Source organism: Citrobacter sp. L55, assembly GCF_002850715.1.
GTDB classification, from domain to species: Bacteria; Pseudomonadota; Gammaproteobacteria; order Enterobacterales; family Enterobacteriaceae; genus Citrobacter; species Citrobacter braakii.
This window is the reverse complement of sequence record NZ_KZ559399.1, coordinates 409,859-427,172: the sequence shown is the minus strand read 5'-3', so window position 1 is coordinate 427,172 and position 17,314 is coordinate 409,859. Positions and strand designations below refer to the sequence as shown.

The 17,314-nt window shown below is 53.7% G+C and carries 12 protein-coding genes and 2 pseudogenes; 8 read left to right on the top strand and 6 right to left on the bottom strand.

Translation table 11 applies throughout. The annotated features are described in order from the left end of the window. Positions 1 to 193 precede the first annotated feature (193 nt). From serS to lrp, 5 genes and pseudogenes are all read right to left on the bottom strand, one after another. Positions 194 to 1,485: pseudogene (serS, locus tag B9P82_RS02085) on the bottom strand (serine--tRNA ligase). A 92-nt stretch (positions 1,486 to 1,577) separates the two neighbouring features. Next, on the bottom strand, positions 1,578 to 2,921 hold the full coding sequence (gene rarA, locus B9P82_RS02080) for a replication-associated recombination protein RarA (protein WP_101699874.1): 1,344 nt from the start codon (positions 2,919 to 2,921) through the stop codon (positions 1,578 to 1,580). A gap of 10 nt (positions 2,922 to 2,931) precedes the next feature. Further along, a complete protein-coding gene (gene lolA / locus B9P82_RS02075; RefSeq protein WP_003831898.1) occupies positions 2,932 to 3,543 on the bottom strand; it encodes an outer membrane lipoprotein periplasmic chaperone LolA in 612 nt (203 codons plus the stop codon). A 111-nt stretch (positions 3,544 to 3,654) separates the two neighbouring features. Next, positions 3,655 to 7,557, bottom strand: a complete 3,903-nt coding sequence (ftsK, locus tag B9P82_RS02070) for a DNA translocase FtsK (RefSeq protein ID WP_101699873.1) — start codon at positions 7,555 to 7,557, stop codon at positions 3,655 to 3,657. 134 nt (positions 7,558 to 7,691) lie between these two features. Then, on the bottom strand, positions 7,692 to 8,186 hold the full coding sequence (lrp, locus tag B9P82_RS02065; RefSeq protein ID WP_002439523.1) for a leucine-responsive transcriptional regulator Lrp: 495 nt from the start codon (positions 8,184 to 8,186) through the stop codon (positions 7,692 to 7,694). 547 nt (positions 8,187 to 8,733) lie between these two features. On the opposite strand from lrp, the gene trxB reads away from it, so the two are divergent. The 6 genes and pseudogenes from trxB (at position 8,734) to infA (ending at position 14,558) form a co-directional block, all read left to right on the top strand. Then, entirely contained in the window at positions 8,734 to 9,702 is a 969-nt protein-coding gene (gene trxB, locus B9P82_RS02055) for a thioredoxin-disulfide reductase (RefSeq protein WP_101699872.1), read from the top strand. A 114-nt stretch (positions 9,703 to 9,816) separates the two neighbouring features. Then, on the top strand, positions 9,817 to 11,583 hold the full coding sequence (cydD, locus tag B9P82_RS02050) for a heme ABC transporter permease/ATP-binding protein CydD (RefSeq protein ID WP_047359392.1): 1,767 nt from the start codon (positions 9,817 to 9,819) through the stop codon (positions 11,581 to 11,583). Beyond that, complete coding sequence (gene cydC / locus B9P82_RS02045) at positions 11,584 to 13,305, top strand: heme ABC transporter ATP-binding protein/permease CydC (protein WP_049283208.1); 1,722 nt, start codon at positions 11,584 to 11,586, stop codon at positions 13,303 to 13,305. 44 nt (positions 13,306 to 13,349) lie between these two features. Continuing rightward, positions 13,350 to 14,054 carry a leucyl/phenylalanyl-tRNA--protein transferase gene (gene aat, locus B9P82_RS02040; protein ID WP_016152424.1) on the top strand — a complete coding sequence of 235 codons (705 nt, stop codon included), beginning with the start codon at positions 13,350 to 13,352 and terminating at the stop codon, positions 14,052 to 14,054. Continuing rightward, positions 14,055 to 14,412, top strand: a pseudogene (locus tag B9P82_RS02035) (hypothetical protein). Next, positions 14,340 to 14,558, top strand: coding sequence for a translation initiation factor IF-1 (gene infA, locus B9P82_RS02030; protein WP_002211347.1), 219 nt, complete (start codon positions 14,340 to 14,342; stop codon positions 14,556 to 14,558). The pseudogene B9P82_RS02035 and the gene infA overlap by 73 nt, the downstream one beginning before the upstream one ends. Positions 14,559 to 14,637: 79 nt before the next feature. Here the strand turns inward: infA and B9P82_RS02025 are convergent, their stop codons facing one another. After that, positions 14,638 to 15,549 (bottom strand): LysR family transcriptional regulator, encoded by a 912-nt coding sequence (locus B9P82_RS02025; RefSeq protein WP_101699871.1) that lies wholly within the window; start codon positions 15,547 to 15,549, stop codon positions 14,638 to 14,640. A gap of 108 nt (positions 15,550 to 15,657) precedes the next feature. Here B9P82_RS02025 and B9P82_RS02020 point away from each other — a divergent pair, with 108 nt between their 5' ends. Further along, on the top strand, positions 15,658 to 16,518 hold the full coding sequence (locus B9P82_RS02020) for a pirin family protein (RefSeq protein WP_019076384.1): 861 nt from the start codon (positions 15,658 to 15,660) through the stop codon (positions 16,516 to 16,518). 16 nt (positions 16,519 to 16,534) lie between these two features. Then, positions 16,535 to 17,212, top strand: coding sequence for an isochorismatase family protein (locus tag B9P82_RS02015; protein WP_016156101.1), 678 nt, complete (start codon positions 16,535 to 16,537; stop codon positions 17,210 to 17,212). Positions 17,213 to 17,314: the final 102 nt, after the last annotated feature.

The following is a 17,314-nucleotide window of genomic DNA, read 5'->3' as shown; positions in this document are numbered from 1 at the left end:
CGATGTATAGTTTTTTATATAACGTTAATATCGATATACGGGCTGGTAGAAACTGAATTTGCTAAAAGACAGAGAAAAATACTGACTTTCATTCGAAGTCAGTATTACCCCTATGGGAGTAGTCGTTATTGTCCGACGTCAAACGGGCATAAAAAAAGCGCCCTGAGGCGCTTTTTTAGCAGAGAAAGGTAACTTAACCGATGAATTCCAGGCCATTCATGTACGGACGTAATACTTCCGGAACCTGAATGCGGCCATCAGCCTGCTGATAGTTTTCCATTACCGCAACCAGCGTACGCCCAACCGCCAGACCGGAACCGTTCAGAGTATGCACTAAACGGGTCTTTTTGTCGGATTTGCTGCGGCAACGCGCCTGCATACGACGAGCCTGGAAATCCCACACGTTGGAGCAAGAGGAGATTTCGCGATAGGTATTCTGCGCCGGGATCCACACTTCCAGATCGTAAGTTTTGCATGCGCCGAAGCCCATGTCGCCAGTGCACAGGATGATTTTGCGATACGGCAGACCCAGCAGTTGCAGGACCTTCTCGGCATGGCCGGTCATCTCTTCCAGCGCGTCCATCGAATCTTCCGGGCGAACAATCTGCACCATCTCAACTTTATCGAACTGGTGCATACGGATCAGACCACGCGTGTCACGACCGTAAGAACCTGCTTCAGAACGGAAGCACGGCGTATGCGCAGTCATTTTGATCGGCAGCGCATCTTCATCGATGATTTCGTCGCGCACCAGGTTGGTCAGCGGAACTTCTGCCGTTGGGATCAGCGCATAGTTGCTGCTATCAGCTTCTTCATCCAGCGGACGGGTATGGAACAGATCGCCAGCGAATTTCGGCAGTTGGCCTGTACCGTACAGCGTGTCATGGTTAACCAGATACGGGACGTAGTTTTCGCTATAGCCATGCTGTTCAGTATGCAGATCCAGCATGAACTGAGACAGCGCACGGTGCATACGCGCAATCTGCCCTTTCATGACCACGAAACGAGAGCCGGTCAGCTTAACCGCAGCGGCGAAATCAAGACCCGTGTGCATTTCACCCAGGGTAACATGATCGCGCACTTCGAAATCAAACTCACGCGGAGTACCCCAGCGGCTGACTTCGACGTTGTCATTTTCATCTTTACCCACCGGAACATCGTCCGCTGGCAGGTTAGGAATAGTCAGCGCAATGTCGCGGATCTCGGCCTGTAAGGTATCAAGTTCAGCTTTCGCGGCATCCAGCTCTTCGCCCAGTTTGTTCACTTCCAGACGTAAAGACTCGATATCTTCCCCGCGCGCTTTTGCTGGCCGATGGATTTCGATCGCGAGTTACGCTCTGCCTGCAGGTTTTCAGTTTGTACCTGCAGAACTTTACGACGCTCTTCAAGAGCGCGCAGCTTATCTACATCCAGCTTAAAGCCCCGGCTTGCCAGTTTTTCTGCGACTGCGTCTGGCTCATTACGCAGCAGATTGGGATCGAGCATGCTTATCCTGTGCTTATCGAATTAAAATAGGAGAAAGTGACCACAGCCTGCGGTCACAGGGATACAGAGACAACATTACCGCAACGATAACACTAACGGTAGCGTTTTATAGGGCTATTTTGATCCTGTCCGGCGAGCCAGGCGAGCTTTTCGCCAATCTTGCCTTCAAGACCTCTGTTTGTGGGGCGATAATAGCGCGTTTGTGCCATTTCCTGCGGGAAGTACTCTTCTCCGGCGGCATAGGCATTAGGCTCATCATGGGCATAACGATACTCCTGACCGTAGCCCATCTCTTTCATCAGCTTAGTCGGCGCATTGCGCAGGTGAACCGGCACGTCGTAATCCGGACGTTCGCGGGCATCAGACAGCGCGGCTTTGAAGGCGGTGTAAACCGCATTACTCTTCGGCGCACAGGCCAGATAAACAATCGCCTGAGCAATCGCGCGTTCGCCTTCCGCGGGTCCCACGCGGGTAAAACAGTCCCATGCGGAAATCGCCACCTGCATGGCGCGGGGATCGGCATTGCCGACATCTTCTGAGGCAATCGCCAGACAGCGACGGGCAACGTACAGCGGATCGCCACCAGCGGTAATAATTCGCGCATACCAATAAAGCGCCGCATCTGGGGCGCTTCCACGTACCGACTTGTGTAATGCGGAGATGAGATCGTAAAAACGATCGCCTTTATTATCGAAACGCGCACTACGTTCACCGGCAATTTCGGTGAGCAATTCTGGTTTCAATACGCGCTTGCCGGAATCATCAACTTCGGCCATATCGGCCATCATTTCCAGCGTATTCAGCGCCCGCCGCGCGTCACCATTAACCAGTTCGGCAATAGCCCGACGCGTTTCTGGCGGCAGAACAATATCCTGGTCGCCATAACCACGCGCTTTGTCTGACATCGCCTGGTCCAGCACCTGTTCAATGTCGTCGGAAGTTAACGATTTCAGTAGATAAACGCGCGCACGCGACAACAGCGCCGAGTTGAGCTCAAACGAGGGGTTTTCAGTGGTGGCACCAATAAACGTAATGGTACCGTCTTCAATATGCGGTAAAAACGCATCCTGTTGGCTTTTATTAAAACGGTGAACTTCGTCCACGAACAGGATCGTGCGTCGCCCCGCGTTACGGTTCTGACGCGCACGCTCAATCGCTTCACGAATTTCTTTCACGCCAGACGTAACTGCCGAAATTCGTTCGACATCGGCGTTGGCGTAACGGGCAATAACTTCGGCAAGCGTCGTTTTCCCGGTCCCCGGCGGTCCCCATAAAATCATGGAGTGCAGATGCCCGGCCTCAATGGCGCGCGGCAAGGGTTTGCCCGCAGCCAGCAGATGCTGCTGGCCGATATACTGCGCTAAATTTTCTGGCCGCATACGCGCGGCCAGCGGCTGAAAAGTATTATCAGAAAAGTCGAGCGACAGATTGCTCACTCACACGCCTCTACTTACGTTGATCGTCAACCGTTACACCTTGCGGCGGGGTAAAGGTGAATTTAGAGGGTTCAATCGCACCATTCTGCTGAGATTTCAGCTGATAACTGCTGCGCTGATCGTCTTGTTCAACGGCGCTGAACTGGTGGATCGTCCCGTCACGCCCAACATTGATAGTAAACTGTTTAAGGTTACCGCTGCTGGTTTTTGGCGTCAGCACGAAATCATCGCCATTTTGCTTAATATTGTACTGCTGCCAGTCGCTGGCCTGGTTACGCGCAATCAGCATGAACGGCGTGTTGCCCGTGGCGTCTTTCAGCCATGTCGCAGTCGCCTGCTCAACAAACGGGTTAAAGAACCACAGCGTTTTACCATCAGAAACCAGGATGCTCTCGTCAGGCTGCGTCATATGCCAGTTAAACAGATTAGGACGTTTAACCCATAAGTCACCCTGACCTTCCTGCACCGCCGCACCGCTACCGTCCGTGACCTTCTGAGTAAAGCTGGCATGGAAGCTACTGACTTTATCCAGGCGGCTTTTCAGGTCGCTGGCAGCATCTGCCCAGACGCTGCTCACCACAAAGCTCGACAATAATGCACAGGTGATTGCGATTCTTTTCATCGTTATTCCTCAAAATACGTCACTCCCAACGGGGAGATCCCTCTGCTATCCATTTCAGGCCAAAAATCAGCATGAGGAAAGTAGAAAATACTGAATTACTTAACTTTGCAATCATTCGAAGGGCGGCGGAGCCAGCACTTCACGATTACCATTATGCCCTTGCTCGCTGACAATTCCCTGCGCTTCCATCTGTTCGATGATGCGCGCCGCTCGGTTGTAACCGATACGGAACTGACGCTGGACGCCGGAGATTGAGGCTTTGCGTTTCTGGGTAACAAAGTTTACCGCCTGATCGAACAGCGGATCTAACTCTTCGCCACCATCAAAGCCGCCACCGCCGCCTTCGCTTTCGCTGTCAGACGTAATGCCGTCAACGTATTGTGGACGACCGCGCGCTTTCCAGTCCTGAACCACAGCGTGAACTTCTTCATCACGTACAAAGGCGCCGTGTACACGCACAGGGATCGTTGAGTTTGGTGCGGAATACAGCATGTCACCCATACCCAACAGCGATTCCGCGCCGCCCTGGTCAAGGATGGTACGCGAGTCAATTTTACTGGACACGGTAAAGGCGATACGCGTTGGGATGTTTGCTTTAATCAGACCAGTGATAACGTCAACCGACGGTCGCTGGGTCGCCAGCACCAGGTGGATCCCCGCCGCACGCGCTTTTTGCGCCAGACGAGCAATCAGTTCTTCCACCTTTTTACCCACGGTCATCATCAGGTCGGCGAATTCATCCACCAGCACAACAATATACGGCAGTTTTTCCAGCACCGGATGCTGAACATCCATACTGTCGCCCGGCTTCCAGTACGGGTCCGGAATCGGACGTCCCATACGGGCGGCTTCAGCAATTTTTTCGTTATAACCGGCAAGGTTACGCACGCCAAGCGCCGACATCAGCTTGTAGCGACGTTCCATTTCATTGACGCTCCAGCGCAGGGCGTTGGCAGCATCTTTCATATCGGTCACAACTTCAGTCAGCAAATGCGGAATGCCTTCATAAACCGACAGTTCCAGCATTTTCGGGTCAATCATGATAAAGCGAACGTCTTCCGGCTGCGCCTTGTATAACATGCTGAGGATCATGGCGTTCACCCCAACCGACTTACCGGAACCGGTTGTCCCTGCCACCAGCAGGTGCGGCATTTTCGCCAGATCGGCAACCACCGGTTCGCCCGCAATATCTTTACCCAGTACCACGGTCAGCGGAGATGAGTTATCACGGAATTTGGCGTTATCCAACACTTCGCGCAGATAAACGGTTTGACGTTTTTTGTTGGGTAACTCCAGCCCGACATACGGTTTGCCCGGAATTACCTCGACCACGCGTACCGCTGCGGTCGACAATGAACGCGCCAGATCTCGCGACAGGTTGGAAATACGCGCCGCTTTAACTCCAGGAGCAAGATTAAGCTCAAAGCGGGTAATAACCGGACCAGGTGAGTAGTTCACCACATCGGCTTTAATGCGGAAGTCCGCCAGACGAGCCTCCACCAGACGAGCCATTTGCTCCAGAGCGAAAGTATCTATCGGCTCAACCTCACTCGGCGGCGGCGTGAGCAGATCCAACGATGGCAGCGGCGTACTTGGACGGTGCGCCGGACGACTGTCGCCATTACGCATCAGGAGCGGATGGATCAGGCTATCCTGCGGCGGCGCTGTAACAGGCTGCGCCGGCTGCTGATAATGCTGCTGCGGTGCGACTGGCTGCGCTGGCTGCTGATAATGCTGCTGTGGTGCGACAGGCTGCGCCGGTTGCTGGTAATGCTGTTGTGGTGCGACAGGCTGCGCTGGCTGCTGGTAATGCTGCTGCGGTGCGACTGGCTGCGCTGGCTGCTGGTAATGCTGCTGCGGTGCGACAGGCTGCTGGTACTGCGGCGCAGGCTCCGGCATTACGCCTGGAGTAAATAGCGGCTCATGTGGACCATCATCCACCAGCGTTTTCATTGGCGAAAATTCAAAGTCATCAAGCGAGAACGGATTCGCTCCGGCAGGCTGTTCACCGGAATAGCGCTGCTGCTGGGAAGAGGCAAACTGGCGTGCCAGTTCTGCTTCTGCGGCTGAATCATCATCAGTCTGACTGGCATCATCCTGATACTCGTCGCCATAGCGGTGCTGCTGCGACTGGGCGAACTGACGCGCCAGCTCATCTTGCTGCATTGCGTCAATTTCTTCGTCACTGTACGCATCTGTATCAAGATGCTCTTCGCGCGCTTTCTCTTCAGCCATACGTTGTGACGGCAGTTTTATGCCATACGACGCCAGCTCCCGACGAGTAGGCACGCGCACACGATTCGGACGCGGTAACTGCGGACCAATCCCCTCTTTCACCTGTGGACGCGGCGCACCGCTACCCGCAAGACTAAAGACAGGTGCTGCGGCAGCCGCACCCGCCCCTAAAGCGGCGTTTTTCACCCCGGCGGCCAGCGGCGCAACGGCAGCTACTGACTCAACGGGCGGTATGGATGCTGCCGTCGGCATAGACGGCTTAACACGTTCAGGCTCCTGAGCAGGCTCTGGAATCGGCTGATACCAGGCAGCCAGTTGCTCGCGCTCACGTGCACGTTTCTCTTCAACTTCTTCAAAATAGTAGAGTGGCGGACGAGTCGGTTTAGCCTCTTCAACCACCGGCTCAGGTTCCACTACAGGCGGTTGTTCAACCGCAGGCTGCTGGAACGCGGCGTTTTGTTGAAAGGTTGATTCCGGCTGATAAACAGGTTGCTGCACGGGCTCCGGCTGATAAGCAGGTTCCGGCTGCCAGTTGTGGTCCGCGGTAAATTCCTGCGGCTGCGGACTTTCCTCCACAACCGGCTGCTGCCATGGTTCATACTGCTGCACCGGTGGCTGTGCGTAGTGGGCTGGCTGAGGATACCCCTCAGGTGCTGGCGCAATCACCGCATCACCGGTTTGCGGACCAGGCACGGCTTGCCAGGCTACGGCTGGGGCCGGTTGTTCCATAACAGTATTGGTCACTGGCGATGTTTGCAGCAGCGGATCAACCGGTGCGCTCCAGGCCTGAGCTGCCGTTGTCGCTGCCGCTGCGGCGGCAACTGGCTCTGTCACCGAATGGCCATTCAGCAGTGGGTCAAGTTCGTCATATTCAGGCAGCGTCGCACGATTACCGGAGAACAGCACATCGTTAGGATCGGCAACCACGCCACGAGCGCTGTATTCAATTTCATCTTCATCATCCATGCGTTTGCCGGAAAACAGCGCAGCATCAGTATGACGGCCAAGCGGGTTGGTAAATTTCTCCGCCAGACGCTTACGGCGCGCTAACGCACCGCGCAGAATACGCGCCCGACGCGATTCATCAGGTTTGCCATCAGCGGTGTCGAAAGACTCATCTTCATCTTCATATTCTTCGTCATCGACCCAGGTATCGTCGCGGCGGGTACGGTTGCTGGCAAACGTCAGGATATTGAGTAACCAGCCGCCCAGTTTTTCCGCAATGCTCACCCATGACCAGCCGGTAAACAGCGTTAATCCCGCAGCCCAAATGCACAATAGCGTCAGCGTACCGCCGCTACTGTGCAGTAATGGTTGCAACGTGGTGCTGAGCAGGCTGCCGATCACGCCGCCAGAGGCGAAATACCAGATGTCATCGGCATTGATTGCGGCAAGCCCGCAGGAGGTAAGGATCAGCGCCAGAACGCCAATAATACGCAGCGAAACGGCAAAATAATCGACGTATTCGTCGCTGGCCTGGTGTCGCCATGCAAACCAGCAGCCGCCGACAATGATGACGGGAATGGTGTAGGCCATGACGCCAAAAATAAAGAACAGTGTGTCTGCCAGCCATGCTCCGGGTATTCCCCCCAGATTATGGATAGGTTCGTGCCACGCGGTTTGCGACCAACTAGGATCCGAAGGGTTAAAGCTGAGTAAGGCAGCCATCAACCAGACGGCAAAAAGGGCAATAAGGATCAGTAGCGCTTCCAGGAGTCGGCGCCCGCTGCTTAACTTCGTCAATGTGACGTCTTTGTCTTCAGTGTATTCCTGGCTCAAAAACGGCTCTCCAGGTTTCAGGCTTTTCCTGCCCGATGCTAAAACGGACAACAGCACCGGGTTGCCCCGGCACTGTTGCTGTATGGATTAACAGGAGTGTAATCAAACTGCGTCGATTTTGCACCTGTTCCGTGTTAGCGCGTCTTAATTACCAGACGATTGCTCTGTTTGACTTCTTCCATTACGACATAAGTACGTGTGTCATTCACGCCAGGCAGACGCAGCAGGGTTTCCCCCAACAGCTTACGGTACGCCGACATATCCGGTACGCGTGTTTTCAACAAATAGTCGAAATCACCGGAAACCAAATGACACTCTTGAATTTCTTCAAGTTTTTGTACTGCAGAGTTAAATTGCTCAAACACATCCGGGGCGCCACGATTCAGAGTAATCTCAACAAAAACCAGAAGTGATGCATCCAGATAATGCGGGTTTAACAGCGCTGTATAGCCCTGAATAAAACCCTGTCTTTCCAACCGACGCACACGCTCAAGGCAGGGCGTTGGTGAAAGTCCCACACGTTTAGAAAGCTCGACGTTAGAAATACGCCCATCCTTTTGCAGCTCATTAAGAATGTTACGATCGATACGGTCGAGATCTTTGCCAGGGCGCTTCTTACTATCTACCATTATTATTGTCTCTCTGTATTCCTTCCCTACTCCTGCCTGACTCTACCAACATCACTGTTCAGAGTCGCTACCCATCAAAATAAACCGCAACCCAGAGGGATTTTCGGTTTGTAATGCCTGGGCTTATGGTGAGAAGACCGTTGCCTGTCGGCGGCTATCGACATCACGAATGGCATCTGTCCACACCATGCGTAGATTTCGCTAACACGGTAAACATGGTATCTACATGCATGATTATGCAGCACATACATGACACATTTTTTTTCTTCCTTGACTGTTTTCGCAAAACAGCAGGTGATTGTCAAAGTAAAACATCGATTTTTAGTACAACATGCCAGTTATTCATTCGCAGTGATGGAAAATCGTCATTTTATCACCTTATAACTGACCGATTTTTAGTAGAAATCGTTATAGTATTACGACTTATTCCCCCGCTCATCGGTTTCTGCTATTACACAAATTGTTAACAAAATCGCCATACTCTTTTTTTACGCCTGTAAATTCCCTACAATCCTGCTCATTGCCTGCCAACAACTATGGGGATCTCATGGGCGCAACCAAACACAGTAAACTTCTTATTCTGGGCTCAGGCCCTGCGGGATATACCGCTGCGGTCTACGCTGCACGCGCTAACCTGCAACCGGTACTGATTACCGGTATGGAAAAAGGTGGTCAACTGACCACAACAACAGAAGTGGAAAACTGGCCTGGCGATCCGCACGATCTCACTGGCCCGCTGCTGATGGAGCGTATGCACGAACATGCGACCAAATTTGATACAGAAATCATTTTTGATCACATCAGCAAAGTTGATCTGCAAAACCGCCCTTTCCGTCTGATCGGCGATAGCGGAGAGTACACCTGTGACGCACTGATCATCGCTACCGGCGCTTCAGCACGTTACCTGGGCCTGCCTTCAGAAGAAGCGTTCAAAGGCCGCGGCGTTTCCGCCTGCGCGACCTGCGACGGTTTCTTCTACCGTAATCAAAAAGTTGCGGTGATTGGCGGTGGCAACACTGCGGTTGAAGAAGCACTGTATCTGGCGAATATCGCATCTGAAGTGCATTTGATTCACCGTCGCGACAGTTTCCGCGCTGAGAAAATTCTCATCAAGCGTTTAATGGATAAAGTTGAAAACGGCAACATCGTGTTGCACACCCACCGCACGCTGGAAGAAGTAACCGGTGATCAAATGGGCGTAACCGGGCTGCGCCTGCGCGATACGCAAAACACTGACAATGTGGAGTCACTTGACGTTGCCGGATTGTTTGTCGCTATCGGTCACAGCCCGAATACCGCCATTTTCGACGGTCAGCTTGAACTGGAAAACGGCTACATCAAAGTTCAGTCCGGTATTCACGGTAATGCCACACAAACCAGCATTCCGGGGGTCTTCGCAGCCGGTGACGTGATGGATCATATTTATCGCCAGGCGATCACCTCTGCGGGCACAGGCTGTATGGCCGCGCTTGATGCAGAACGTTATCTCGACGGTCTGGCGGACGCTTGCAAATAAGTTTTACAAATCAGTAACAAAAGTAAAAAAGGCGACTATAAGTCGCCTTTATTTTTGCCTCGTTGTAACATTGCCCTGCCCAAAAATTCCAATAACTCACCTGCTAAGCGTGCAATGAATAAAACCCGTCAAAAAGAGCTGACCCGCTGGTTAAAACAGCAAAGTGTAATTTCCCAACGATGGCTGAACATTTCACGCCTGTTGGGGTTCGTGAGTGGTCTGTTAATCGTCGCTCAGGCCTGGCTCATGGCCCGCATTCTGGACCATATGATCATGGCCAATATTCCCCGAGAGGCGCTGCTGCTTCCGTTCATCGTGCTGGTATTGATTTTCATCCTGCGGGCATGGGTCGTCTGGTTACGCGAACGGGTCGGGTTTCACGCAGGGCAACATATTCGCTTTGAAATTCGCCGCCAGGTGCTTGACCGTCTGCAACAGGCTGGTCCGGCCTGGATACAGGGCAAACCGGCCGGAAGCTGGGCCACGCTTATCCTGGAACAGATTGACGATATGCATGATTACTATGCACGTTATCTGCCGCAAATGGCGCTGGCCGTATGTGTCCCATTATTGATTGTGGCGGCGGTATTCCCGTCAAACTGGGTAGCCGCCCTTATTCTGCTCGGAACAGCCCCGCTGATCCCGTTATTTATGGCAATGGTCGGTATGGGCGCTGCCGATGCTAACCGCCGCAATTTTCAGGCTCTTGCCCGCCTCAGCGGTCATTTCCTCGATCGTCTGCGGGGTATGGAAACGCTAAGAATATTTGGTCGCGGTGAAGCCGAAACGGAAAGCATCCGCGCTGCGTCGCAAGATTTCCGCCAGCGCACCATGGAAGTCCTGCGCCTGGCGTTCCTGTCATCCGGTGTCCTTGAGTTCTTTACCTCTCTGTCTATTGCGCTGGTGGCGGTTTACTTCGGTTTTTCCTACCTCGGAGAGCTCGATTTCGGCCACTACGGGACGGGCGTCACGCTGGCAGCAGGCTTCCTCGCGCTCATTCTGGCGCCGGAGTTTTTCCAGCCCCTGCGTGATCTGGGCACGTTTTATCACGCCAAAGCGCAAGCCGTTGGTGCAGCAGATAGTCTGAAAACCTTCATGGAAACCCCGCTGGCTCATCCAGAGCGTGGCGACATTGAGCTGGCGACGAAAGACGCCGTTTCAATTGAGGCACACGATCTGATTATCACTTCGCCGGAAGGTAAAGTGCTGGCCGGCCCGCTCAACTTTACCCTGGCTGCCGGGCAACGTGCGGTGCTGGTTGGACGCAGCGGTTCCGGTAAAAGTTCGCTGCTTAATGTCCTGTCCGGTTTCCTCTCTTATCGGGGATCGCTGCGAATTAACGGCTTTGAACTTCGCGACCTGTCACCTGATTCCTGGCGTAAACAGCTGTCATGGGTCGGGCAAAATCCGCAGCTTCCTGCCGCCACGTTACGCGAAAACGTTCTGCTGGCTCGCCCCGATGCCAGCGAAGAACAGCTACAAGCCGCACTCGACAGCGCCTGGGTCAGCGAGTTTTTACCGCTGCTGCCGCAGGGCGTGGATACGCCAGTCGGCGATCAGGCGGCCCGACTTTCCGTCGGGCAAGCGCAGCGCGTTGCCGTCGCTCGCGCCTTACTCAATCCCTGTCAGTTACTGCTGCTGGACGAACCCGCCGCCAGCCTTGATGCGCACAGCGAACAACGCGTGATGCAGGCGTTGAACGCGGCATCTCGCCGCCAGACCACGCTGATGGTAACGCACCAGTTGGAAGATCTTGCCGACTGGGACGCTATCTGGGTGATGCAGGATGGACAGATCGTTGAACAAGGTACCTGGACCGAACTTAGCTCAGCCAACGGGGCTTTTGCGACATTACTGGCTCATCGTCAGGAGGACATCTAAATGCGCGCTTTGCTACCTTATCTGACACTGTATAAACGTCACAAATGGATGTTAACGCTGGGGATCGTTCTGGCGATCGTCACGCTGCTGGCAAGTATTGGCTTACTGACGCTTTCAGGTTGGTTCCTGTCGGCTTCTGCGGTGGTTGGCGTCACCGGGATTTACAGCTTTAACTATATGCTCCCTGCCGCAGGCGTACGCGGCGCAGCGATCACCCGCACCGCGGGGCGTTATTTCGAACGACTGGTCAGCCATGACGCAACATTCCGTGTGCTGCAGCATTTGCGTATTTATACCTTCAGCAAACTGCTGCCGCTCTCCCCTGCGGGCCTGTCCCGTTATGGACAGGGTGAATTACTTAACCGCGTGGTGGCTGATGTCGACACGCTCGATCATCTGTACTTGCGCGTGATCTCCCCGCTGGTAGGGGCTTTTGTCGTCATCATGGTGGTCACGCTGGGTCTAAGCGTTCTCGATTTCACGCTGGCTATCACCCTCGGCGGTATTATGCTGCTGACCTTATTTATTCTGCCCCCACTCTTTTATCAGGCAGGCAAAAGCACCGGACAAAGTCTGACGCATCTGCGTGGGCAATATCGTCAGCAGTTAACCTCCTGGCTACAGGGCCAGGCTGAATTGACCATTTTTGGCGCCAGTGAACGCTACCGCGCTCAAATGGAAGCCACCGAGCTGCAATGGCACGAAGCCCAGCGACGCCAATCTGAATTAACGGCGTTGTCGCAGGCGGTCATGCTGTTAGTTGGCGCGCTGGCAGTGATTATGATGCTATGGATGGCCTCAGGCGGCGTGGGCGGTAACACCCAGCCAGGCGCACTGATCGCGCTGTTTGTCTTCTGTGCGCTAGCCGCGTTCGAAGCGTTAGCGCCTGTCACCGGCGCATTTCAACATCTCGGCCAGGTTATTGCCTCTGCGCTGCGCATCACCGAACTGACCGAACAGCAGCCAGAAGTGACCTTCCCGGATGCGGGTTCCTCGGTTTCAGAGCAGGTAACCCTTACGCTACGCGATGTATCATTCAGCTATCCAGGACAGGCGCAAAAGGCGCTCGATACACTTTCCCTGCAGGCCAACCCCGGTGAACACATTGCGATTCTCGGTCGCACCGGCTGTGGTAAGTCAACGTTATTGCAATTGTTAACCCGCGCATGGGATCCGCAGAGTGGCGAGCTCCTGATTAACGAACAGCCGATTGCGACCCTTAGTGAAGCCACGCTGCGCCAGAGTATCAGCGTCGTGCCACAGCGCGTGCATCTGTTCAGCGCTACGCTTCGCGATAACCTGTTGCTGGCGGCACCGCACGCCGGCGATGACGCATTAGCCGCGATGTTGTGCCGCGTCGGTCTGGACAAACTGCTTGAGGATGATGGACTCAACGCCTGGCTTGGCGAAGGCGGTCGTCAGCTTTCTGGCGGCGAGCTCCGTCGTCTGGCTATCGCCCGCGCCTTATTGCACGATGCTCCGCTGATGCTGCTGGATGAACCCACCGAAGGGTTGGATGCCACAACGGAAAGTCAAATGCTTGAATTAATTAGCGATGTCATGCGCAACAAAACCGTATTAATGGTTACACATCGTCTGCGTGGGCTGTCACGTTTTGATCAAATAATAGTAATGGACAACGGACAAATTATTGAGCAAGGTAATCACGCAGATCTGTTAGCCAGGCAGGGGCGTTATTACCAGTTTAAGCAACGTCTGTAAGCTATTATTGAACGATCAAACTCGCGTAGTGGAGTTTCGCTGTCATGCGCCTGGTGCAACTGTCCCGCCATTCCATAGCCTTCCCTTCACCGGAAGGCGCTTTACGCGAGCCTAACGGTTTATTGGCGCTTGGCGGCGATCTCAGCCCTGCCCGCCTGCTGATGGCTTATCAGCGCGGTATTTTCCCATGGTTTTCACCTGGCGACCCCATCCTTTGGTGGTCGCCCGATCCGCGCGCCATTCTTTGGCCCGAGAAATTTCACCTCAGCCGCAGCATGAAACGCTTTCATAAAAATTCGCCTTATCGCGTGACGCTCAATTACGCGTTTGGTCAGGTGATTGAAGGCTGCGCGAATGACCGGGAAGAAGGCACCTGGATAACGCATGATGTGGTGGATGCTTACCATCGCCTGCACGAACTGGGGCATGCCCACTCAATTGAGGTGTGGCGACAAAATGAATTAGTGGGCGGTATGTATGGCGTGGCGCAAGGTACGCTGTTTTGTGGCGAATCGATGTTCAGCCGTCAGGAAAATGCGTCCAAAACCGCACTGCTTGTTTTTTGCGCTGAATTTATCCGTCAGGGCGGAAAATTAATCGACTGCCAGGTATTAAATAGCCACACAGCCTCGCTGGGCGCCGTCGAAACACCGCGTCGGGAGTACCTTGAGCACCTGAGCAGACTGCGCCAGCAGCGGCTACCGAGCCATTTCTGGATTCCCAGGACGTTATTTTCACCTCAGGAGTGAATGTTTTCGGCACATTTTTTGTCGGGGTGTTATAATTGTCGCGCAGAGTTGGTTTAGCCCATTACCCCGCCGCCGTTAAGGAACAGTTCGCGTCAGGCAACGCCTATCGTTTATCTCCTCGTTCCCTTACACGTTGCGCTTTAAGTGCGGCTTTGCCGTGTGTGGATAGAGTAATGCGCCAAACCCGATTTGCTGTGTTTTAAACGCACAAATCTTTACTTATTAAAAGAACTTCGGCATTATCTTGCCGGTTCAAATTACGGTAGTGATACCCCAGAGGATTAGATGGCCAAAGAAGACAATATTGAAATGCAAGGTACCGTTCTCGATACGTTACCTAATACCATGTTCCGCGTAGAGTTAGAAAACGGTCACGTGGTTACTGCACACATCTCCGGTAAAATGCGTAAAAACTATATCCGCATCCTGACGGGCGACAAAGTGACTGTTGAGCTGACCCCGTACGACCTGAGCAAAGGCCGCATTGTCTTCCGTAGTCGCTGATTGTTTTTAACGCCCGAATGGCGTCCAGATAATAAAAGGTCGGTTTAACCGGCCTTTTTTGTGGGCTAAAGCCGGGTATTTAATCCTCAATCATCCGCGCATATTCTTCCGTTAAGAAATCCACTAATGCGCGCACTGACGGTAATAATCCCCTGCGTGATGGAAAGACTGCGTGGATAATTTCTCGCTTAGGTTCCCAACCGTCGAGCAACGCCACCAACTCACCCGCAGCTAATTGATCTTTTACCATCAACTGTGGAAGTTGAACAACACCTACGCCGGCGACTGCGGCTTCGCGTAACGCCAGCATATCGGTGGTGATCATACGCGGCGTGAAATGCACATCCGCCCGCGCGCCCTGCGGGCCGAATAACTCCCAACGATGCACATGTTTACCAGAGGCCAGACTCAAACCTGGCCAACGGGTCAGCTCTGCCGGAGAGTGTAGCGCCCCCATCTGCTCAATTAACTGCGGGCTGGCATACAAGCGATGTCCTCTGTCCGCCAGGACGCGCATCACCAGGTCGCTATCCTCAAATGGCCGAGGTCTGACGCGAATCGCCACATCCAGACCTTCTCCAACGACGTCAACACGACGGTTAGTGGCCTCCAGTTGTACTGATACGTCAGGATAACGTGCCATAAAACGGGCAAGCATTGGCCCGATATGCACATGCAGCAACGTAACAGGACAAGTCAGCTTCACAACGCCACGCGGTTCAACCTGTAACGCGGCAATGGCATCCTGCGCCGCCTGCGCCTCCACCAGCATCGCCTTACAGTGTTCGTAAAAGGTTTGCCCGACTTCAGTCACGTTAAATTGCCGGGTGGTTCGCTGAATCAGTCGTACCCCTAGTCTCTCTTCGAGTTGCGCTATTCGTCGGCTCAGTTTTGATTTAGGTTCATCAAGCGCCCGACCCGCCGCCGCGAATCCCCCTTCCTCTACAACATGCACAAACCATGCAAAATCATTGAGATCCGGCCTTGTCATTTCATTGTCCTATTTTTGAGACAGTGAGAGCTATTTTAGCTACTACCCAGCTCGCTGTCATGAATATAAGCTTATTCACATCAAAACAACGCCACTGAGGAGACACATATGAAACAAGTAACAGGCGTCTACACCGCACCTCGCCCACACTGGGTTGGCGATGGATTTCCGGTTCGCTCGATGTTCTCTTACCAGTCTCATGCTGAGCAATTAAGCCCGTTCCTGCTGCTTGATTACGCGGGTCCGCATACGTTCACGCCGGGTAACGAAAAACGCGGCGTAGGTGAACACCCTCACCGCGGTTTTGAGACGGTGACTATCGTTTACAGCGGCGAAGTTGAACACCGTGATTCAACCGGTCGCGGCGGCATTATCGGCCCTGGCGATGTGCAGTGGATGACCGCCGGTGCAGGAATATTACACGAAGAGTTCCACTCCCCGGAATTTACCCGTCAGGGCGGTGAACTGGAAATGGTGCAACTGTGGGTCAATCTGCCGGCAAAAGACAAAATGGCCGTACCGGGTTATCAGGGCATCAGCAGCGATGTTATTCCCACCGTCGCCTTGCCCGATGATGCAGGCAGCATTCGCGTGATCGCGGGCAGCTATCAGGATACGAAAGGCCCGGCACACACCTTTTCACCGCTGAACGTCTGGGATATGCGCCTGCAACGTAATCATCCGCTGACGTTGTCCCAGTCTGAAGGGTGGAGCACCGCTCTGGTGGTATTAAAAGGGAATATCACCGTAAACGGCACCACGCCTGCCGGCGAAGCACAACTGGTAGTGCTAAGCCAGCAGGGGAAAACGCTACACATTGAAGCCACCAGCGACGCCAGCGTGCTGCTGCTGTCTGGCGAACCGTTGAACGAGCCGATTGTAGGTTACGGTCCGTTTGTGATGAATACGAAACAAGAAATCGCTGAAGCCGTCCGCGATTTTAACTCCGGCCGCTTTGGCCAAATCTGAATCGAAGGAGAAGAATATGTCCAGTCCTGCAAACTTTAATGGTTCACGTCCGGTCATCGATGTGAATGATTCCGTCATGCTGCTTATCGATCATCAGAGTGGGCTGTTCCAGACCGTCGGCGATATGCCCATGCCGGAACTGCGTGCGCGTGCCGCCGCGCTGGCTAAAATCGCAACCCTGGCGAAGATGCCGGTAATTACCACGGCATCGGTACCGCAGGGGCCTAACGGCCCGTTGATCCCAGAGATCCATGCCAATGCGCCACATGCCCAATACGTAGCACGTAAAGGCGAAATCAACGCCTGGGATAACGAAGACTTCGTGAAAGCGGTCAAAGCTACGGGTCGTAAGACGCTGATTATCGCCGGTACGATCACCAGCGTGTGCATGGCTTTCCCGGCCATCAGCGCGGTTGCGGAGGGCTACAAGGTCTTCGCAGTGATCGACGCTTCCGGTACTTACAGCAAAATGGCACAGGAAATCACCCTGGCACGTGTTGTTCAGGCTGGTGTGATACCGATGGATACCGCCGCCGTCGCTTCTGAAATTCAGGGGACATGGAACCGTGAAGACGCCGCTGAATGGGCGGAAGTGTATACCAAAATCTTCCCGGCTTATCAGTTGCTGATTGAGAGCTATAGCAAGGCCCAGGAAGTCGTGACCAACGGCGAAAAACTGGACTCGCAGCGCTAATCATATTCTCCGCGCCTGTCCGGGCGGAGGAATATGTACATTGCGTAACCAAACGAGAGTTAACACGTAAATTCTGCTTGACCGTTTTAGCGCAACTCCCTA